The sequence below is a fragment of the Acaryochloris marina MBIC11017 genome (assembly GCF_000018105.1).
Lineage (GTDB): Bacteria > Cyanobacteriota > Cyanobacteriia > Thermosynechococcales > Thermosynechococcaceae > Acaryochloris > Acaryochloris marina.
In genome coordinates this window covers 149,225-170,111 of sequence record NC_009930.1, presented here as the reverse complement: position 1 = coordinate 170,111, position 20,887 = coordinate 149,225, and the positions used below count along the sequence as shown (strand labels likewise).

Here is a 20,887-nt window from a genome sequence, read left to right as displayed (position 1 = left end):
AACCAATGAAGATCAGCGATTATCATCCCTTCAGGTCAGCAGAGGCCAAAGAAACATACTTAGCTCACTATGATGCTCGGGCAAAAAAATGGCCGATACCTTCCACAGAGCATTACATCGATACTTCTTATGGTCAAACCTTCGTAAGAGTTAGTGGTCCAGACGAAGGCAGTCCTCTGGTATTGCTACATGGTCATTCTGAGAATGGGCTCAATTGGTTGCCGAATATCCAAGAACTGTCTCAGCAGTACAGAACCTATGTCGTCGATATCATCTCAGATCCCGGTCGTAGTACCTATACGAAAGTGATGAAAGGAATTGATGATTACAACTACTGGCTTGAAGAGCTATTTGATGGATTGGGGTTAAAGCAAGGGATTAACCTCGCTGGATTGTCCTATGGGGGGTGGTTGGTCAGTCGATATGCTTTGAGGTACCCCCAAAGACTCCATAAGATTTGCCTGATTGCCCCCGCTGGTATTTCTCCATTTCCAGTCAAGTTTATAGCGTTTGCACTCTTTTTAAGTTTGTTCCAATTTCGCAGCAAATTGTTATTTAAGCAGCTGACGAGGTGGATGTTTGAAGACTTTATCAAAACACAAAGTCAGGGTGAGGAAAAGTTTGAGGATTGGTTTGAGTTTATCTACTTAGGCATTCAAAGCCACCAAGCACAGCCAATTGTGTTTGCCAAAGTATTCAAAGATGCCGAACTTCAAGCCTTGAAGATTCCCGCCCTGTTCATAACAGGTGAGAATGAAATCATCTATTCAGTTCCCAAGACCCTCAACAGGCTGCAGAAAGTTGCTCCCGATATTCAAGTTACAGTCGTAAAGAACGCAGGGCATGACTTACCTTTAGCCCAACCGCAGCAAGTCAACGAAGCTATTCTCGATTTTCTGCAGGTCGGTACATAGTCATCACAAAAACCATCCTGTATAGAAATCAAAGTATTCAAAGATACCTAATACACAGAAAGGATAAAATTGCAAATTAATATAACGATTCAGAGAATAAAATTTAGGTTTGTTAATGTTGTTCTTGTCAGCAAGACTTGAAAATTCGCGTGATTTTGTTCTTGCTTAGACAGTTCCCATAGAACATAAATCCATCGTTAAGCGTGCGCATCACTTTCGTCTAAAATCCTCAGCTCAACCTTTAGAATCTTGATTCTAAAGGTTGTTTTATACCTTCTTATGAATACTACTCTTGAGTCACAGCAGACAGATTTGCTCTTGTGCTGCTATCGAAATCCAACTCACCAGGTACAAATCGTCCGCATCTCCAATATTGAGAATTGGTATTTTGAGCGGGTCGTTTTTCCACTCCAAAAATTACTATTCCATGCACCGCCAAGAGCGCACCTTGAAGTCCATTCCAGTGAACTAGCAACGGCACTTCAAGTAGACAGTATTCCTTGCAATCAATTACAGGTCAAATCTGCTTCTTGAGCTTAGGCCACGCTGATCAGGCTGCACTTGGTTTTATTCTGGATCGTTGATTCTGATTTGACTCAGTGAGAAAACTGTTCATGAATTGACGAGAGCTACACCATTGGGGCATATCTTACCTGGGGTCTGAATCCAATATTGACAACGCTAAAAGCGTGGCTAGAATATCGGCAATGTCTCTGGGTGCAAGTGATGTCAGATTGCCAGATTGATTGGTTTGGGTTTGCCCTCAATAAAGGGTTACATCTACTAAAGGATTTCACCCAAGGTATCAACCTTCCCAGCTGGCTAGCTCCCTTAAGTATGGTGGGAGTCTTAGCAGCCTTGATTAAGCTGATACCCTCCATTGAAAAAGGCTCCTTTCTAGCTGGCATTGGAGGTTACCTGCTTTTAGGCTTATTGATCGTCAACGTGATCGCCCTATCGATTTTCGTCTGTTTACCTGGGAAGCTGATTACCTTCAAGTCCCGTTCAGTCTCCCGGACAAGATTAACGCTAATGAGACTCCTGTTGATGGGTGTTTTAGTGATGCTCAGGGATGTGATAAAAGTGGCCTTGCATCTTGTCTTTGATGTTGTATTCCTGCTCTTCACCGCTTTGACCTATCCTTCAAGGCAGGATGAACAACCCTTGAATCTTCAAGGCTGCTAAAAATACTCGATCCACTCAGACTTTCAACCTAGAAAACTTAGAGTCCAGATCGACACCATCAATAGTCACGAGCCTTTGATGATGTGTCTCAATGCAGGGATACTCCTATTCAAAGGATCATTCTGGGAACTCAGCTTGGAAAGTATCTCATCATATTGATGTTCCTGACTAATAGTGGAATCTGGCAGCTAAGAAATAGACTTTCTCGTGTTCGACTAAGTAGACAATTCGATGTTCTTGGGTCAGTCTCCGAGACCACAAATCGGATCCAGCAAACTTCAATGGCTCAGGTTTACCGATTCCCTTAAAGGGATCACGCTCAATTGCATCCACGATATCGAGTAATCGTAGGGCAGTCTTTCGATCCGTTTTAACCCAATACTGCAAGTCTTCTCTAAACTTACGCGAGAAAGCGATTTCAGTAGAGTCTTTCGAGGCTGATAGACTACGCTTCTTGCTCAAGCCCTAGCTCCTCAGCCAGTTCGTGAATGCTATCAGCCACTTCGAAATCCCCTGATTGTACTTCATCCAATGCCTCGAAAAGGCGCTTAGCATTGGTGGGTGATTTCAATAGGTGAACTGTTTCCATGAGACTGGTCAGTTCATCTTCCGCAATTAAAGCTACACCGGGCCGCCCTCGACGACGAATGACAACAATGGAACGATTGTCTTCCACATCATTGAGAGTGTCAGTCAGATTCGCTCTAGCTTGGGTATAGCTTATATCTTTGGAGAGCATGATAAGTACAAGGTGTCTGTACTTAAACAGTATACCCACTATTCCAATTTGCACTTCAAGGGCGACCCTACCTACCCTTCCTGTGTAGCTCATCAGCCACACAGAAAATGCTCAAAACCACATTATTGTCACTTGGACTGTTGGCGATCAAATCCACGTCAGCTCTCGCTCATTTTGCCACCATTCACATCGAACAAGTTTTCTCAATAACCCCCAGCATTCTTTGGTGCTTCGCCTATCCAGTAATGAAATTCAGCAACTTGGTAAAGAGGGCGAACCTAGTGGTGCTGGTCGTATGTCACGGGGGCGTCGGTCACTGAAACACCTATCGTTAAGGCAAATTTGCACCTCAAGTGCCATTCTGCCTATGTTCCCTGTATAGGTATTCGACCAGACATAAAATGCTTAAAACCACGTTCTTACCACTTGGGCTGTTGGCGATCAAATCCACGTCAGCCTTCACGAATCCTGCGACGGTTCCGATAGATCGGTCCGTAGGGGAAATCCAAAAACTGACCATCTCTCAAGAAGAGTCTCATTATTTAGACTTTTCAGATACTGAGCACAACTAATAAAAAGCGTACTCCAGAAATTCCAACCAGTTTGCTGGTGTTTAGCTGACGGCAAGTAACAACCAGCAAATGGTATTGACCTGGACACCAAGCAGTACCGCAAAGATGGCCAGTATTGCGATCGAACTTTACATTTACCCGATATTCGCTAGAACCGAGTATCCCCTCAATCTCTTAATGCACTCTCTCATTCACTCCACCCCTTCATTCGGAGTACCGACTCATGATCAAAGGCACTGGACTTCGACCCTCACCCGATATCATCGCCACCATCGCCCGACATCCTAACTTGTCACCTGAGCAAGAAGCTGAGCTGATCTTGAAAGCTCAGGATGGTGATAACGACGCAAGGCAAACCGTGATTTACTCAAATCTTGCCTGGATCTGCTCTATGGGGGGAAGCTTGTCCCGCAAAGGCATTGAAGATGGTGAGCTGATCAGCGAAGGATACTTTGGGTTAAATAAGGCCATTGATCAATGGAGTTCTGAGAAAGGTGCCAATATACGTACCTTCAGTAGAGACAAGATTTACAAGTTCCAATCTGAAGCCGTTCATCAGAAAAACCATATTCGACTGCCTAAATCGACCTATGAGCAGCTCTCTAAACTAAAGAAAGCTACTGCTGTATTGGGTGAGGATGCCACTGTTGCCCAGCTAGCAGAAGGAACCGAGATAAAAGAGAAGCGAATCAGGACATTACAAGAGATATCTCAGCCCGTTTCCCTCAACAGTGTCACGGGTACTCGCGAGAATCTTGAGCTATTGGATCAGCAAGCAGATGATTGCCAAGGAAGCCTAGATCCCGCTCTCTCATCAGAACTATTGGATTTAGTGGACAAGCTGCATCCTCGCCAGCGGGAAATATTGCACCTGTATCACTGGGAAGAACTGTCTTTTCAAAAGATTAGTGATTATCTGGGTCTACCCGCAAAAAAGGTACGGAAACTCTACAAGCAAGCTTTAGACCTTCTGCGGAAGTTCCTTCAAGGCGAGATTAACGAATTTCCACCTCTCCCCCTATTGGAATGGCGCAATTTTGTCTTTGCTAAATTCTTTCTAGCAACTGGATTGTCTCAGATATTTAATGTGGTCGTTGCTCAACTAAAACGACTGAAGCGTCTCCACCAAAATAACCACACTGCACCTGTCCAATCACAACTGACAGTATCTCAAAGCTCTACAGAGGTATTGCCAGAATCAGATCCTGAAATTGCCATTCAAGCACCAGTAGAACCCTCAACTCAATACTCTGTTTGGTATCAGCGGTTATGGCAATTTGTGAATCGTGATAAACCAACTCATTCACGAGTAAATACTCATCAGATTGATTCAGGAGGTTTAAGGGATGGCCCGAAATTTCTTTTGGACTCTTTTTGGCATGTTCTTAACTGTATTGCTCAATTCCTGGGGTATTGGCCCGGATCGCCTCGCGGAAGTGATCAATACCGATGCCGCAGCGGAGATCGCTGGAGATGTCGGGGCAAAACTCAAGGACGTTACTCAAAAAAGAAGGTAAAACTGAGGATTCGTTTAAAGATTCCTTTAGTTCACCACTGTCAGTTCTCAAGGAAAAAGACAAAGCCAAAAATAGAATATTTCAATTCGATTAGACCATTTTTAAGACTTTCAATTAATCAGTTACAAATTAGTTAATTCAATGTACTTAGCTAATTAACTTGGGCTATTTAGCTTGACTATTGGCATATATTTTCTAGTGCTTAAGTCCTTGAAAACTGATTAATTGACTCACTATTTCTCATCGTTCATTCCGAGTAATTATCATGTACAAATCTATCTCCTTGGCCTTACTGATGGCCGCTGTACCCGCTATGGTGCGGGCGCAGACGACACCCGTTGTCGAAATTTCTGAAGGACATGGGCATACCTTTACCCTGGAAGGCTCCCAAGCCCGGATCGTCAAAGCTTGGCCTGGACAGTTTGAGGCATTTGATTTTGGTGAACATCCCCAGATTCCCAATGCCAAATTTATCTTCGTCAAACTCAAGCCAGGGGCCAAGTTGGACAGCACCACCCTCACCCTGATTATTGATGATGGTCTGGGCAAGGAAACAACTAAATCTTATGTCCTCAAGCGAGTGAAGGGGATTCCCAGTCAGACCACTACCCTGATTGGAAATCAACCTGTCTATGCTGCCCAGCCTCAGCCCACTCAATCTGTCACAAACATATTTTCACCTCCTCCCAGGCCCGTTAAGCAGATCCACAAAGAGAAGAAAGGCAAAAAGCCTAAGAAACTAAAGGTCTCCAAGGAGTTCAGTAGTGCTTTCTCATCTGGTTTTGTAGCATCCAAGCCAGTCGATGAACCCCAACCAGCAAAAAGGGCAAAGGAGCCTGCACCTGAAGAGACAGAGGAGTCTGACGTACCCGATTCAGTTGAGCCAACGACTGAAGAGAAGGCTGAAACAGCCCAGTCTGAACCATTGCCCCTGATCCGCGCACCCAAGACGCTCCAGGCCAAAGCGACGATTGAGACGCCGACTCAGAAGCAACTGATCGCGCGCTCTGGCTTGGACAACTATGGAATTGCCCGCTATCTCCTGAGAGGGTTGTACCAGGCTGAACGGCTGAATCAAATCAACACCCACACACCCCAATTTGGACAAGCTCAAGACACCGCTATCTGGCTTAGACGAGGGCGCAGCATTGAAGAAGCGCTAGAGCTATCGGGCTTACCGCCCGTGACTTTCAATAATCTTTTGGGACATGGAGGCGTGGGGAAGTGATCAAGCCTCTAATCCTCCTGTCACTCCTTGGGCAGCTCAATGTAGCTCCATCTATTGGAGAGGGGAACATTGCCCCTGCCATTGGAGAGCAACCCAAGCCCGTCGAAACAGAGCCAGTCGTTACCAAGCCAAACCCTGAACCCGAAGCCGTTCAGACAGATGCCCCATTGGAGACTGCCACGGTTCCCCCAGTCCCTATCGATATTCCCGTTCCAGAGCCATTAGCAGATGATTCAGCGGTCCTCGCTCCTCCATTGGAGCAACCTAAACCCGCATTAGAGGAAACAAATCAACCCTATGGAGAAATACCTTCAACGCCTCTAGAACCTCCCTATCAGGCCCCTTTACCAACGCCAGCACCGCAACCTCAGACATCCGTTCCCCCTCAGCCAAGACAACAGATTCAGCCCTCTTCCGGTGTTGCCTATCGTCAGCCCGTGCCCACAACCATTGTAGAAACGATAGGGTATCCCCTGACCTCAATATTTGCCGTTACCAGTGCTTTTGGTTGGAGAGAACATCCGGTCCAGGGTAATACCAGTTTCCACGCTGGCATTGACCTAGGCGCACCCCACGGCACCCCTACCCTAACCATGCTGAGCGGACGGGTTATACATGCCGACTGGGAAGGGGGCTATGGCAAATCCGTGGTGATTGAGCATCCCGGTACGGGGCTGAAGACTCGCTATGCACACCTGTCCAAGATTCATGTTCAGCCCGGTCAATGGGTGGAGCAAGGTTGGCATATCGGGGATAGCGGGGCAACGGGATTAGTCACAGGCCCCCATGCTCATATCGAGATGATTATGAACGGTCAGCCTGTAGATCCCTGGCCGTATCTAGCTCAGGCCAGCCGTCAAGCCGTTCTTATTAATCGGTTCCACCCCTGGGCTGGGTAGTTACTCACGTCATTAAAGGTTTCAAATGCCATGAAAAAGATAGCTAAAGCAGATGTGTTCATTCAATGGTTAGCAGCCCTTCCCCTGATTAAGCAGATGGTGTATCAGACAGAAGCCCATCCGTGGCGAGTTCTCCTGTTGTTCTGCCCTGGATTGCTCCTGATCACCGTGGGAATTAGCCACATCGGTTCATGGGCATTCACCGCAGGTAACGGTACCTTATCTGGGATCTGTGCTTCCCTGGCCGTCTTTATCCTGATCACCACTGCCCTAACGGCTGGGGTCGTTTGGTGGAAAGCCTATCGATAACGTTTCAATGCCCACACAGCAATACTTTAGAGGATATTTCCTATGTCTCGACTCAATCCCATCCAGCGCCGTCAACTCTATCGATTTCTCAATAAATATAAGTGGGTCATTCTTGCCGCGATTGGTCTAGCCTTCGCCTTCTGTGAACCCACCTTCGCGCAGTGCGTGGGCTGGCTGTGCGGCCCGAAAGATGTACTGCGGGGGAATGCAGTGTTATCCCAGGACACCAAAGCAGTCGCCATGATTGATTTCTTTTTCATTGTCGTGCAAATCCTGGTGATGGCCATCCTTGTGGCATTGGCCGTCCCCCTCGTTCACAAACTTCGGCGGGAAGAAGATTATATGGCCCCCTTCGTAGCCATCCTGGCCGCACTGTTATTGATTATTGGCATTAATTATCTCGGGGGGTATCTCCTGGGGAACGGAACGACTGGAACTGCCAGTAACACAACCACTGGTGGCACACCCATCGGTGGCGTTGTGAATCCAGGAACCAATTAAGGGGGGTCTAATGACAGAAGAAGTAAAGTCGATTCAATATACGCCCGCCCTGGACGAGCGGCCCCATATCCTCATGATTCCCCGTGAGGTGTTTGTCTTTGGGGTCGTGGTGTTGGTCCTGATCGTCCTCCTCCAATCGATCATCGCCACCCTGCACCTATCCTTGCCCTGGATTCCCGTTCTGGGTCTATGGCTGGGATTGACCGTCAGCTACTGGATGCTCTTGGGGTCTCAGCCTTGGAAGGTGATGGGGGCACTCCACCCAGACAAACTGAGAGTCAATGCCAACCTCAAAACAGAGAAGGATATTGGGTCGGGCCTTAAGAAGCGAATCGGTAAAACCAAGACCATTGGCCCCAAAACGGCCCAGCGGAAAGTTAGCCCCGCAGAGGATGATATCGATATCGCAGCGGTGATTGACTTCCAGCTTGATCCAGATCCTAGATGCGGTGCCCTCCTGCTCCAGCGTGAGGGGAAATTGCAGGCCGTCTGGATGAAGGATTCAGATGGCATTCCCTCCACCAGCACCCGAGAACAGGCCCGCGTCACCGCAGAGAAAATCCAAGAAGGATTTAGAGACCTGCGCATCGGCGATCCATTGACCATGCATATGGGGGCCTTTGCCAACTGCGAGGACCGCATCCGGGAAATTAATCGCCAGGGGGAACAGTGCCCCAGTGAACCGATCTCATTTCTTCTGTACTGGATTCGACGACGGGTCAGAGCCTTACAGAAGCGGGGGAAATATCAACCCAAATTTCTGCATTTCTATATCCACCATGACTTAGGGGCAATGGGGCGGCATCAAGATCCCTTCACCTCCACCGTGCAAAGCATCGTGGATTGGTGGGATGAGCGACGCAAGGGCCAGCAGCTCGACCAGCGGCTACATGAGCTGCTGATCTCTGCCTACGATGAATCCTTTATCCACTACCGAAATTTCTTCAATAAATGTGGGCTGTCCGCTCGGCCCATGACTCCTGAACAAGTCTGGGCTGCGGTCTACCGTCGCTTTAATTCCGGTGAGGTTCCCCCCATTCCCCAGGTGATTGTCGTCACCCGAGAGAGCATCACGGCCCATCGCAATGGTCGCCGGGCCATTTCCTCAGTCCTCTTACAGAACACCCCGGACTACGGTAAATCCGTGGTTTGGCTTCCCGGTCGGCAAATGTATGCCGGGGGCCTGGTCCTGAACCAACGCCCCAACCGAGAGTATCATCCCCACACGGGACGACTAGACCAGCTACTGGATGCCAGCTCCCCCATCCTCGGAGATCGGCATTCCGTCAAACCCGATGCCCTCTCTAACCTAGAGATCATCGCCACCTTTGAAGCGGAGCCACAAAAAGCGGTCCTCAAGACCTCCCAGCGGAATACGGGTCAATCCAACCAGTCCTTGGTGATGACGGAGAACCGTAAGCGCCTGGATGGAGGGGCCATCTATAACACTCGCAAAAGCCTAGAAGCAGAAATGAAGCTCAGGGAAGGGGGGCATACCCTCAAAGTGGGATGGATGGCGATTGTGTACCGGAAAGATAAGCGGTCCTTAGACCGAGCCATTCAGCGCCTCTCTTCCATCCCCATCTTTGCTGGGGAGAAAGCCAAACGGGAAACGGGCTACTTTGATTCCCTATTTCTGGAAGCCCAGCCCGTGACCACCAGCGTTCTCTTGAAAGGATCCTTGGCTAAACTCACCGAGAAGTTTAATCGGCAAATGCGAGAGACCACCGCTGCGGCCATTGGGATGATGCCCTTGGTGATGGACGGACGGCCTGACCAGCGGGGGATTGAATTTATTTCCAAGGCAGGTTCCCCCTTAAAGGTGGACCCCTTTGGCCGTAAGCCCCATAACCATATGATCCTGATGGGCACGACCCGTACCGGGAAGTCCTTTATCGTCCAGGCCATCTCCACCTACGTCCTCTCGCAACCCGATACCCAAGTCGTGATTATTGACGCGGGCCGGGAGGATAACACAGGCAGCTTTGATGCCTATACCCAGTTCGTGGACGCTTCTCACTTTGATGCGGGGTCGGATTTCTTCAATATCTTCCAGAAACCAGATCCCAGAATTATGCGACCAGAGCAGCGGGATATCGCCGAAGGGTTGTTTAAGAAATTTCTAGTGGGTGCCCTCAAGAACCTAACCACCACCCGTGATGATACGGCCACCCTGATCAAGTTCTATACGGATATATTGACCAACTTAGTCACGGCCTACCTGTCTGAGCCACCCGTCCAGACCGCCTATGCCAACGCCTATGCGGAAGGATATGGAACTCAGGCATGGCGTCAGATGCCTTGCCTACGCAAATTCGTGGACTATATCGCCCTCGCCCGTCTGCCCGCAGAGCTACAGTCTGATGAGGCAGAGCAAGCCATTTTACGGATCAAGATGTCCTTAGTGGCCCTGATGCAGCGCCAGTCCGGGAAAGCCATCTCTGAACCCTCCTCCTTCCAAGTCGATAAGCCCCTAGTGGTCTATGGCTTGGGGTCTGTCCAGGATGATGCAGATATGGTTCCCGCCTTGCTGGCCGCTCAAGCCAGTATGCTCAACCAGACCTTTACCCGCAAACGGACCTGGGTCGTGGCCGAGGAATCCACCAACCTCTGGCGCTTTGAAAGCTATCGGGGCATTGTCGCGGAGTGGTTTACGGGGAAAGCCAAATCCGGGGTTTGGGCCTGTTGGGTGGGTCAATCCCTTAACATCCTGCTCCAGCATAAGGATGAAGCCAGCTCCATCCTAGACAACGTCGGCACCTATCTCGTCGGGGCGATTAAGGACACTGCCGTAAAAGATTTAACGGAGATCGGCTTTAACCCTGAGATTGCTCGATACTGCACCGACAGCGACTTTAACCCAGATCGGGACAATCCCCCCTTAGAATTTGCCTCTCAATGGCTGATCCGCACGGGGGGACGATATCACTTTGGCTATCACTATCCCGACTTTGCCAGCTTCGGGCTGACGATGAACAACCTCGATGAGGTGGAGCTGCGCGACCGCATCTTTGCCGAGAGCAACGCCACGGATAAATACGAGCAGGCCAGTGCTTTGGCCCTATACCTCCAGCAGCAATCTGAAGATCAAAAGGTGATCGATCATGTGTAATAGATACTTAAAACTCCTCCCCATCTCCCTTCTGGTGATCGCCACACCAGTTGCCGCCCAAAACGTTGCGGAAGGAGAGAATGACTATTGGCGTACAACCGATGTGGACTACAGCGTCTTCAAAAAAGATCAGCCCATCAACAACAAAGGACTCTTTGAGGTCGATAAGAAAACCGGGGAAGAGACCCAGATCTCCAAGGACTTCAAGAAGGGGGTTGAAATCTATCAGCAGGCCAAGCCCGTGATTGATCTGGTCGGGGGCCTGTTTGGCATTGGCAAGCATTTCAGCTTCCTTAAGCATATTGATAACAACCTAGCGTACGGAGAATGGCTGTTTGGTAAAGTGCCTCGGCAGCAGCAGGAAAACGGGGTTACCGTTGATGGCGCGCCGATTGGGGATGTCTATGGGGTCGATGGTCAGATCGATCCCGCAAAAGTCAGAGAGCAGATCGCCTCCGTGGTCCTCGCCTCCGTCCCAGATCCCACGGGTCCACTGGGGCTGAGCGGGTATGCCTATCAGACCCTCGTGGGTGACTTGGCCGTCACCCGTGCCCAACGCAAGAATTTGGAGGTTCTGTTTGGGGAGGATGGTCAGACCTTTGCCAAGGAAGCGAGAGACTTTGTGGCCAATGTGATCCGCACCTCCGGTGAAATGGTGGACCAGGCCCATGACGCGAACTCCACCCAGGATGTGGAGAAGATCCGCGCTCAGATTGAGGCCAACGGCCAGTTGCTGGGACAGTTCCAGTTCTCTGAGCAACAGCAGACCCGTTTTTCCGTGAATCGAGTTCACGATACAACCCTCGCCAATCTGGAGATTAACCAGAAAAAGGACTGGAAGGATGAAATTGAACGCACGGCCCAGAACCTCTCCCTCGCCAATGCCCAGAACCTCGTGTTTAGCGTCGCCCAGTCCGGCCAGCAAACTGATCCCGTCAATCCCAACCTACAGACGGCTCAAACTCAGCAAGCCCCTCCCTTTGTGGCGAATAACCGATGATCACCCTAGCTGCCATCACCGATAATCCCCAAGACATTATCGATAACGCCAACGAACTCACGAACCGAGTGGAAGCGGCAGTGCAAGTGTTGTGGGATGTCCTCAATACCCCGCTATTTATCGAGATTGCCAACTTGGGGGCGATTATCGCCTTCTTGTTTGCGGCGTTTTGGTTCTTTCGCCTCGTGCGTCACTGGCTTGATCCAGAAATGAACCAAGCCCCAGATAGCATCCGTCTCTTTCTCATTGCCATCCTCTTGCTTATCCTGCTGGGCACCCCCACGAATCGCGGCAAGCTGTTAGGGAATGTGGTGGTCAATGCGGATCGCCTCGGCAATGCCCTGACTCAGATGGTTTTAGACAAGCTGGAAACGGGACCGAACAGTTCCTTGAATGAACTCCAGGTACAGCGGGCAGTTCAAGCCCGAATGCAAGAGGATTTCCAGCGTTGTTCGGAGCTGCCCTCTGGGGAGGAGCGAGAGCAGTGCATCATCGAGGGACAGCAGCGGGTGACCTCTGCCACGGCACCCTTTGGGAATGTGGAATGGGCGCAGAAGCTCAGGAAAGATTCAATCGCCTTGTTTGGTGAGATTACGGATGATTATGTCGCCTATAGCGACAAGGTGATTGGGCAGACCGTGGAGAAGGAGATCAAGCTGTTTATCGCCGACACCGCTAGGAAGCTAATTGCCTCAATCCTGTTCTTAATCACCGCAGCATTTATGATTCTGCTGCGGGTTGCCAAGCCGATTGTGGCCCTGATTATGCCCCTATATGTGGGACTGACCTTTGTCCCGAGTGACAACCCACCCATCGTCTTTGGCATGGGCTTGTTTATGGATTTGTTCTTAATCGAGTTGGTCTTCAAGATTTTTCTCGTGTTAATTGCCAGGGTCATGCTTTTGCTGCCTGGGGAAGATCCGCTGCTGCTGCCGATCTTCCTGGTGATCGTTATGATTCCCGCTGTCGTTTATCTGGCACGACGCCCCCCTGGTGGTGGACTGGGGTTTGGCTTGTCTGCCCTTGGATTACTTAGGAGACGATAAATATGCTGAAAACCTCTATCTTTGAACAGGTGGCGAGGGATACCCCGTCAGGACTGACGCCCTTTTTACTCAAAGCTCTGATTGCGACGACGGGGGGCTTGGTGGTCCTATCCCCCCTGTTTTGGCAACTGGCCTCCATCAATGGTCGCCTGACGGCGATTGAAGCGGGTCCACCCGTGGTCCAGGTGGGTCAAGATGCCAAACTGATTTCCGCCGAACGGCTGAATCCAGACGCGAACGCCAAAGAGTTTATCAAAGAGGCCCTACCTGCCTTGTTTGCCTGGAGTCAGCGGGTGAGTCCAGACGTTCATCCTACGGGCATTGATCCAGGTCGCAATACGCGATATGGCCCCCTTCCCACCCTGATTGATGTCTACAGTAATGCCCTGGCCTCTCCCTACCGGGAAGCGTTTCGACAAGGGATTAGTGACTATAAGCCTAAAAAGTTTAATCAGGGTGAAGCTCGATTACTCAATATCACTCGGATTGCACCCCCTCAGAAAACCGAGAAGGGCTGGGAAGTCTTGGTGTTCGCTGAGTTGATTGACCTGGACAAAAATGACGATGCCTATGCCTCTACCCCCTTCAACAACGTCATCCACCTCGTTGAAGTTGAGGCCCCCAAAAAGCGGGCAGCATTTACGCCCATTGAGCAAATCTATGCCGAGGTGAGGCGACGGGGATTGATGATTATCCGAATTGAAGCGTTTAACGAGAGGAGCTAGTAATGGCCGCTGTTTTAGATAAATGGAAAGATACCGTTAATGACGGCTTGGAAGATGAGTCTTTGATTGACACGACGGTAGAGATTGATGATGGGGATCAGGACTATACCGTCCGTACCCAATACAACTTTGCCGAAAATCCCAAAACTAAAATTATCCTCGTGGGTGCCTGTGTGAGCATCGTTCTGATTCTGGGAGGGGGGCTACTGCTGATCATGAACTCCAGCAGCGCTATCACGGCTCAACAGCAGCAGCAGTTCAATCCCTCCCAAGCTATTGCCCAGTCCGCCCTGTCACCCGAAGATAAGCAGCTCTTGCAAGAGGTCTTAAAGCGGGAAACCTTTAACCGCCAGGATCAGCAAGGTCGAAGGTTGGCTAACAAGAACAAAGGCGTCACTGCACCCTCTACACTGGGTCAACCCTCACGGTCTAGAGTCTCCGTGACGCCACAAAGAACCGTGACCCCTCCACGGGTGATTTATCGACCGAGACCTGTTGCTCCACCCCCTCAGCAACCTCAACGACAGTTTTCAGTCCAACGCCCGGTGGCAGTGGCCGCACAGGCTGAAGTGGACGATCCGAATGCGGGGTACTTTACGGCTCCCTTGGCTGCAACCCGAAAGTCTCCTGTATCTGGTCAACGGAAATTGTTGAAGCTAACCAAGTCTGAAGGATTTAAGACAACTCAGAAACCCGTTAAGTTGTTTAATCCTCCTACCCAGATCGCGAGTGCGTCTAAGTCCATTCCTCAGCCTCAACCCCGGCAGCTTGGAAACCTCTCTGGTAACCTCAAAAACCCCTACATGAATCAGATTGTGGCAACGGCTAGCCAAGCGGTGATTCCCGTGGATACCGCTGTTTCTGCTCAGGTGGTTAATCGTGTCTCATGGATACCGGAAAATCCAAAGCTAGCTAAAGGGAAAGTTGTACGGTTGAAGCTTCAGGACGATTTGAAGGATGGTGCAGGGGATGTCGTTGCGAGTCGAGGCACGATAGCCCTTGGCTTTGTCACCCAGGCCACAGAGCAAGGCTTAATCTCCGTCAATCTCACTAAGATTGGATCTAAGTTTGTCCAGTCAGGAGCCGTTGAAATCCATCAAGATGGCGATCCGACGATGATTGCCAAGCTGGAGACGAAAGGAGGGAATAGTAATTGGTTGAAGACGGCTCTGGATATCGGGATAGGTGGGGTTCAGACCTGGGCCAGTAACCGGAATAATCCTACTAGCCAAACCTCCTTTACCAATGGGAACCAAACGTTCCTTTCCACGAACAACAGCGATCTCAATAGCACCGCTGCTTTTGTTGAGGGAGCCACTGGACGGATTGGGGAACGACTAAGACAATCTGTTAATGGCCTAACGCAAACCAAGATTGGCGTATTTCGGTTTGGCGGTAAAAGAGTTCAGCTCTATTTTGTAAGAGAGGTGCGTCTGTGAAGGGATTATTAGTTCCACTACTATTTCTACTGAGCTGGTCAACGGTCGCCTCAGCACAGCAAGTTAGAGAGTTGAACCTCAAAGGAACAACCAATATGCGGCCCATTGCCGTTGATCCATCCGGGGTGATTGTCCACCTCAACAATGGTGACAAGATTCAGGGTTTGAGCCTTCAGCCACCGAATCAAATTGAGCTTTATCCCTTGGATGGTCAGCTTTGTACTGGGGTACAGCAATGCCAAGGGCAGGCTCCTTCCATGCTGCAATTGACGAGGGTCAGACCCAAAAATATCAAGGGTAAACTCTCAAACTCTGATGGGTCATCAATGCTCGTGATCGTAACGAACTCTGGGGCTAAGCATGTGCTATTTGTGGTGCCTACGAGTCGGGCCAAGTATCAGGTTGTAAATATTCAGTGAATTAAGCATAGGTTGTGACGCAGGGGGCTTTTATCTCTGAAAATTGAAAAATCAAGGTAAAAATCTACTATATTACAAATGAACTATTACAGCATGATAACAATATCAATCAATTGATCCACCCTGGCCTGGGGTACAGGGGTTCTTAGAGAAAACTGATGAAGAAATTTTTAGGTATCCCAGCCTTTTTTGCTTTGTTTTTTCTGACGCCGTTCGCCATTGTAATCATCGGATTTTTTTATATCAGTTCTCAGCATGTAGGTCTTCCAACAATTGATGAATTGAGGGCGAAGTATCCGACTTGTGAGCAACGGTCAGAATTTGTATCCAATTATGTCAAAGAGAGACAAGCAGAACCTATTGATTTATCGATGAGATACTCTCCAATGGAGTTCATTGATCGGCCAGCGACGAGTCTTGAAGATTCGTGGAACCGTTATCGGGCTGGAGTCGAAGATATTCTTGAGAGGCAAGCTAGGAGGATATTTGTTGACACCCTATATGATTTGGGTCGAGGGTGCTGGCATGATTTAACTAGTCTGCTGATTCTTATCTAACGGGATGTCCAGCTATAATTTCAACCGGTTTACGTTGTTTCAGCCCTTTAAATTAGTGTAAGGTTCATATTTCTTCCAAATTCAAATGCGAATATTCTCATTAGAGGTTATAAATCTTAGAAATAAAAGGGCTTTCTAAATACTCTAATGAGCCTGTAGTCCTTGTATAGATAGCATTACAAGCGAAGTGATTATCCAAAATCTAAGTTGCACATCACGTTATCCAGGTATATTGATAGATTGAGTTCTGGTTAATGATGGAAACTTTGTGAAGTGTAAGGAAGATAGATAAAATCACATGAATATTTGATATGTATGATTTCACTGTAATTCTTTATTTTACGGATATTTAAATGGCTAACTCTACTGAAAATCAGAATGAATCGAATAATCATGACCTGTATTTTAGATACTACGAAGATCAATGGACGCACGTTCGGCATCACGAATCACTTCGATCATCTCTGACATTTCAAATCTTAGTCGCTGCTACTGCCATTGTTGCTGCCTATATTTCAGTTTGGGAATTGGAAAAAAATACTATAGCTAGACAATATTTGCTCTATTTCCTCGGGGCTATAATGATTTTGCTTGGAGGAGTTGGATATTGCGCTGTTAAAAGAATTGAAAAAGCTGCTCGTAAGCATATACTTCGTGCCCGTAAAGCACGAAAAGAAATTGTCTTATTGGAAAAAATAATAGAGGAGGAAGAAATTGATTCTATTAAAGAAGACATTAAATTGATTGAAAAGGAAATTAAATCGATAAAGGCTAAGCATATAAGTAAACTTAGAAAAAAAATAGTAAATAAATTTTATTCTTTGAGCAAACCTAGAAATCCATTCCGGTATAGATTTTGGTCGAGTCTTTGTTCCGGAATCCGCGAAATATTTTCAAACTTTCCCAAGTATTTTTCAAATGGAAAAATCAATATTCTAATAAATGAAGTGCTTTACCAGATAAGGAGAGTGCGCCTTCAGATGAGGAAAGTGCGCCTTCAGATGAGGAAAAAGCGTCTTCAGGCAAAAAAAATTCTTTCTTTGGATTATGGAGTTGATTCTGCCAAAAGAGAAAGTACTTTTCCAAAAATAGAACCTATATATTTAAGCTTCAATCAAATTGTTGTCGTGCTTGGAATTATATTAGTATTGACAGCATTTAATTCCTAAATAATGAAAATAATTCAAAGAGTATAACTACTCTTTGAATGAACAATTCGCTTTGAGCTTTTGTCCATTATTTCTTTGTATGGGTCTTGTCCTCTTTTGGTGATCTGCGTAGGAAATACAATTTAACGCCTCATTACTTGCCAAATTGAGTGAGAAATATAACGCTATATCAAGGGTTTTAGCCTTGTTTAGTTCTTATCTGTGAGCAGAATTACAACACTTTTTTCTGTTTCACCAAAAGAGGACAAGACCCCTTTGTATGCACAAGAATGAGCAATTTATAGAATTAGCTGCACAACTTTGAATCGCTACAAACTGAACTCAGAGAGTATTCTGTTGATTTATAGGTAATGATACTCAAGGATGATTTTTCAAGAGATGGATGCACTGTTTCTGAGAGAAAATTAAATTCTTTAAGGAATTAGTTGCACTATTTCTTCCGATCAGTCGATTCTCTATTAGTCAATCGATTATCAAAACTTGCTAAAGGGCCGCGTAATTTTATGGCTTTCCCCAGATAATTTAACGATATCTGCCAGACAAAAAGCCATGACTGAACCAGTTACCCTAACAGCCGCTGTAATTGCTAATCTTGCCTTTCAAGAGTTTCTAAAATCCAGCGCTGGTGAAGCAGCACAACAGTTTACTGCTGATGCCCTTACCTTGATGGGAAAGCTCCGTCAGAAGATTTGGGATAGGTTGCGTGGTAAGCATGACGCGGCAGGACAGGCTTTAACCCAGGCAGAACAAGGTAATCAAAAGGCAATTGAAACCGTCGCTACTCTGCTAGGCGTAGAAATGCTAGATGAAGCCTTTGCTGGGGAATTACGGCAGATAGCCCAAGAAATTAATTTTCATATCAGTAAGGACACAAACACCCAAGTTCAAAATAACTACGGTGGAACCAACTTCCAAAACAGCATTTCAGGTGGTGAGGTTTTTCAAGGTGAAAACATCACCATCAATAAGACCGTTTGACTAGAGTCGCCTGAGCGGGACTGGGCAAAGTTAAATCCTCCTACTGGCATTCCCTCTAACCTTCCCCGAAGTGGTGTCAAGGAGTTTGTTGGCCGTAACCAAAAGCTTCAAGACCTTCGCGAGCAATTACAAAACAACCAGCGGATTGCGATTACAGCCATCGCTGGGATGGGGGGCATTGGTAAAACAGAGCTGGCATTGCAATACGCCATAGCTCAATTAGAACAGGAGCAATACCCCGGTGGATTTTGCTGGCTAAGAGCCAGGGACCAAGAGATCGCAACCCAAATTGTGTCGTTTGCTCAGACCAAGCTGGGTATTACTCTCCCAGATGGATTAGATGAAAAAGGCCAGGTTGACTATTCCTGGGGACATTGGCGAGAGGGGGATGTGCTAGTTGTTCTCGATGATGTAACTGAGTTTGATGCAGTTGAGCCTTATCTGCCTCCCTCAGATCCGAAGTTCAAAGTGTTGCTGACAACTCGTTTGAACTTGGGTAGCTCTGTGCAGTCTTTGTCCATTGAAGAACTCGATGATGAAAGTGCCTTGGCACTTCTAGAAACGCTAGTGGGACCAGACCGGATTTATTCACAGCTAGAAGCTGCTAAAACCCTATGTGGTTGGGTGGGTAACCTACCGTTAGGATTAGAATTGTTGGGACGATTTCTAGCGAGAAAATTAGACTGGTCCTTTGAAAAACTAGTTGAGCGTCTTGAATCCAAGAAACTAACAGCGAAAGCTCTTATTGCCAAAGAATCAGGGATGACGGCTCAGTTAGGGGTAGCTTCTGCATTGGAGTTGAGCTGGGTAGAACTAAGTGAGGTAGAACAAGAACTTGCCTGTTTATTAGGCATGTTTGCGATTGCACCGATTCCTTGGCATCTGGTTGAAGAGTGTCTATTTGATCAGGATAATGATGATCTGGAAGACCTTAGAGATGAAGGTTTAAGAGATAGAAATTTACTCAAACGAGTGGAAGAGAGTACCTATCAACTCCATCAAATTGTAAAGGAGTTCTTTCGGATTAAGTTGCATGAGCGCACTGACAAGGGGGAATCCCTCAAAACGGCTTATTGCAGAGGAATAGTGGGTATTGAACAGGGTATTGATGAACGTCCAACGATTGATGTAATTACTGAGATAAAAGGTTGCATTCCTCATCTAGAGGAACTTATCAGAAAATGGATTGACCATCTCAGTGATGATGACTTGATCCTACCTTTTCAAGGTATCGGTCGATATTATGAAGGGCAAGGAAACTATGGTTTAGCTTTACCCTGGAGACAAAAATGCCTGGTACAGGCAAAAAAAAGATTCGGTACTGAACACCCCGATGTCGCAACAAGCCTCAATAACCTGGCATTACTCCACTACAACCAAGGACGGTACAGCGAAGCCAAACCCCTCTATGACCAAGCCTTGGAGATGAGACAGAAGCTCTTAGGCAGCGAACACCCCGATGTCGCTCAAAGCCTTAATAACCTGGCATTACTCTTCGACAGGCAAGGACGGTACAGCGAAGCCGAACCCCTCTATGTCCAAGCCTTGGAAATGTGCCAGAAGCTCTTGGGCGGCGAACACCCCGATGTCGCAACAAGCCTCAATAACCTGGCATCACTCTTCGACAGGCAAGGACGGTACAGCGAAGCCGAACCCCTCTATGACCAAGCCTTGGAAATGTGCCAGAAGCTCTTGGGCAACGAACATCCCGATGTCGCGATGTGCCTCAATAACCTGGCAACACTCTACTACAAACAAGGACGGTACAGCGAAGCCGAACCCCTCTATGACAGAGCCTTGGAGATGAGACAGAAGCTCTTGGGCGGCGAACACCCCGATGTCGCAACAAGCCTCATTAACCTGGCAACAGTCTACGAAAGCCAAGGACGGTACAGCGAAGCCGAACCCCTCTATGACCAAGCCTTGGAGATGAGACAGAAGCTCTTGGGCAACGAACATCCCGATGTCGCGGTGTGCCTCAATAGCCTGGCAGGACTCTACGAAAGCCAAGGACGGTACAGCGAAGCCGAACCCCTCTATGTCCAAACCTTGGAAATGTGCCAGAAGCTCTTGGGCAACGAACACCCCGATGTCGCTCAAAGTCTCAATAACCTGGCCTTCCTCTACTACACCCTAGAACGGTACAGCGAAGCCGAACCCCTCTATGACCAAGCCTTGGAGATGAGACAGAAGCTCTTGGGCAACGAACATCCCGATGTCGCTCAAAGCCTCAATAACCTGGCAAAACTTTACTACATCCAAGGACGGTACAGCAAAGCGAAACCCCTCTATGTGCAATCCTTGGAGATGCTCCAGAAACTCTTGGGCAACGAACACCCCAATGTTGCTCGTAGCCTCAATAACCTGGCAGAACTCTACGATATCCAAGGACGGTACAGCAAAGCGAAATCCCTCTACGAACAAAGCCTGAATATACTCCAGAACCTCTTGGGTGATGAACATCCATACACATTTAAAGTTCAGAGCAATTTTGACGATTGCTGTAAAAAAATAAAGGAGTTGGATACTTAACTGTTTGATGAATAATGAACTTAGGTGTGCAGTAATTTTGAATAAC

Annotated in this window: 21 protein-coding genes; 19 read left to right on the top strand and 2 right to left on the bottom strand. The window is 47.8% G+C overall.

Annotated elements, in window-relative coordinates; translation table 11 throughout:
* Positions 1-5: 5 nt before the first annotated feature.
* The 3 genes from AM1_RS35410 to AM1_RS35405 all read left to right on the top strand — a co-directional run bounded on the left by AM1_RS35410 (position 6) and on the right by AM1_RS35405 (position 2,099).
* Positions 6-914, top strand: a complete 909-nt coding sequence (locus tag AM1_RS35410) for an alpha/beta fold hydrolase (RefSeq protein WP_012167870.1) — start codon at positions 6-8, stop codon at positions 912-914.
* A gap of 279 nt (positions 915-1,193) precedes the next feature.
* Positions 1,194-1,448: a DUF1830 domain-containing protein gene (locus AM1_RS39400; protein ID WP_071820035.1), complete on the top strand. Its 255-nt coding sequence runs from the start codon at positions 1,194-1,196 to the stop codon at positions 1,446-1,448.
* Between the two features lie 192 nt (positions 1,449-1,640).
* Positions 1,641-2,099 (top strand): hypothetical protein, encoded by a 459-nt coding sequence (locus tag AM1_RS35405; RefSeq protein WP_012167872.1) that lies wholly within the window; start codon positions 1,641-1,643, stop codon positions 2,097-2,099.
* A 168-nt stretch (positions 2,100-2,267) separates the two neighbouring features.
* Here the strand turns inward: AM1_RS35405 and AM1_RS35400 are convergent, their stop codons facing one another.
* Both AM1_RS35400 and AM1_RS35395 read right to left on the bottom strand, forming a co-directional pair.
* Positions 2,268-2,561, bottom strand: a complete 294-nt coding sequence (locus AM1_RS35400) for a Txe/YoeB family addiction module toxin (RefSeq protein ID WP_012167873.1) — start codon at positions 2,559-2,561, stop codon at positions 2,268-2,270.
* Entirely contained in the window at positions 2,545-2,838 is a 294-nt protein-coding gene (locus tag AM1_RS35395) for a type II toxin-antitoxin system Phd/YefM family antitoxin (RefSeq protein WP_012167874.1), read from the bottom strand. Before AM1_RS35395 ends, AM1_RS35400 begins: the two co-directional genes overlap by 17 nt.
* Positions 2,839-3,239: 401 nt before the next feature.
* Between AM1_RS35395 and AM1_RS42730 the strand changes: the two genes are divergently transcribed.
* The 16 genes from AM1_RS42730 (at position 3,240) to AM1_RS35320 (ending at position 20,841) form a co-directional block, all read left to right on the top strand.
* Positions 3,240-3,410 (top strand): hypothetical protein, encoded by a 171-nt coding sequence (locus AM1_RS42730; protein WP_012167875.1) that lies wholly within the window; start codon positions 3,240-3,242, stop codon positions 3,408-3,410.
* A 223-nt stretch (positions 3,411-3,633) separates the two neighbouring features.
* Positions 3,634-5,064: a sigma-70 family RNA polymerase sigma factor gene (locus AM1_RS35390; RefSeq protein ID WP_012167876.1), complete on the top strand. Its 1,431-nt coding sequence runs from the start codon at positions 3,634-3,636 to the stop codon at positions 5,062-5,064.
* 128 nt (positions 5,065-5,192) lie between these two features.
* A complete protein-coding gene (locus AM1_RS35385) occupies positions 5,193-6,155 on the top strand; it encodes a hypothetical protein (RefSeq protein ID WP_012167877.1) in 963 nt (320 codons plus the stop codon).
* Positions 6,152-7,054, top strand: a complete 903-nt coding sequence (locus AM1_RS38120; RefSeq protein WP_049783908.1) for a M23 family metallopeptidase — start codon at positions 6,152-6,154, stop codon at positions 7,052-7,054. The genes AM1_RS35385 and AM1_RS38120 overlap by 4 nt, the downstream gene beginning before the upstream one ends.
* A gap of 30 nt (positions 7,055-7,084) precedes the next feature.
* Positions 7,085-7,363 (top strand): hypothetical protein, encoded by a 279-nt coding sequence (locus tag AM1_RS35375; RefSeq protein WP_012167879.1) that lies wholly within the window; start codon positions 7,085-7,087, stop codon positions 7,361-7,363.
* A gap of 42 nt (positions 7,364-7,405) precedes the next feature.
* Positions 7,406-7,864, top strand: a complete 459-nt coding sequence (locus AM1_RS35370; protein WP_012167880.1) for a hypothetical protein — start codon at positions 7,406-7,408, stop codon at positions 7,862-7,864.
* 10 nt (positions 7,865-7,874) lie between these two features.
* Positions 7,875-10,976, top strand: a complete 3,102-nt coding sequence (locus tag AM1_RS35365) for a hypothetical protein (RefSeq protein ID WP_012167881.1) — start codon at positions 7,875-7,877, stop codon at positions 10,974-10,976.
* A complete protein-coding gene (locus AM1_RS35360; RefSeq protein WP_012167882.1) occupies positions 10,969-11,976 on the top strand; it encodes a hypothetical protein in 1,008 nt (335 codons plus the stop codon). Before AM1_RS35365 ends, AM1_RS35360 begins: the two co-directional genes overlap by 8 nt.
* Complete coding sequence (locus AM1_RS35355; protein ID WP_012167883.1) at positions 11,973-13,022, top strand: hypothetical protein; 1,050 nt, start codon at positions 11,973-11,975, stop codon at positions 13,020-13,022. The genes AM1_RS35360 and AM1_RS35355 overlap by 4 nt, the downstream gene beginning before the upstream one ends.
* A gap of 2 nt (positions 13,023-13,024) precedes the next feature.
* Positions 13,025-13,747, top strand: coding sequence for a hypothetical protein (locus tag AM1_RS35350; RefSeq protein ID WP_012167884.1), 723 nt, complete (start codon positions 13,025-13,027; stop codon positions 13,745-13,747).
* A 2-nt stretch (positions 13,748-13,749) separates the two neighbouring features.
* On the top strand, positions 13,750-15,186 hold the full coding sequence (locus AM1_RS35345) for a hypothetical protein (RefSeq protein ID WP_012167885.1): 1,437 nt from the start codon (positions 13,750-13,752) through the stop codon (positions 15,184-15,186).
* Complete coding sequence (locus AM1_RS35340; RefSeq protein WP_012167886.1) at positions 15,183-15,605, top strand: hypothetical protein; 423 nt, start codon at positions 15,183-15,185, stop codon at positions 15,603-15,605. The genes AM1_RS35345 and AM1_RS35340 overlap by 4 nt, the downstream gene beginning before the upstream one ends.
* Positions 15,606-15,763: 158 nt before the next feature.
* Positions 15,764-16,162: a hypothetical protein gene (locus AM1_RS35335; protein WP_012167887.1), complete on the top strand. Its 399-nt coding sequence runs from the start codon at positions 15,764-15,766 to the stop codon at positions 16,160-16,162.
* 353 nt (positions 16,163-16,515) lie between these two features.
* Positions 16,516-17,331, top strand: coding sequence for a hypothetical protein (locus tag AM1_RS35330; protein ID WP_012167888.1), 816 nt, complete (start codon positions 16,516-16,518; stop codon positions 17,329-17,331).
* 549 nt (positions 17,332-17,880) lie between these two features.
* Positions 17,881-18,309: a hypothetical protein gene (locus AM1_RS35325; RefSeq protein ID WP_012167890.1), complete on the top strand. Its 429-nt coding sequence runs from the start codon at positions 17,881-17,883 to the stop codon at positions 18,307-18,309.
* A gap of 48 nt (positions 18,310-18,357) precedes the next feature.
* Entirely contained in the window at positions 18,358-20,841 is a 2,484-nt protein-coding gene (locus AM1_RS35320; protein ID WP_071820034.1) for a tetratricopeptide repeat protein, read from the top strand.
* Positions 20,842-20,887: the final 46 nt, after the last annotated feature.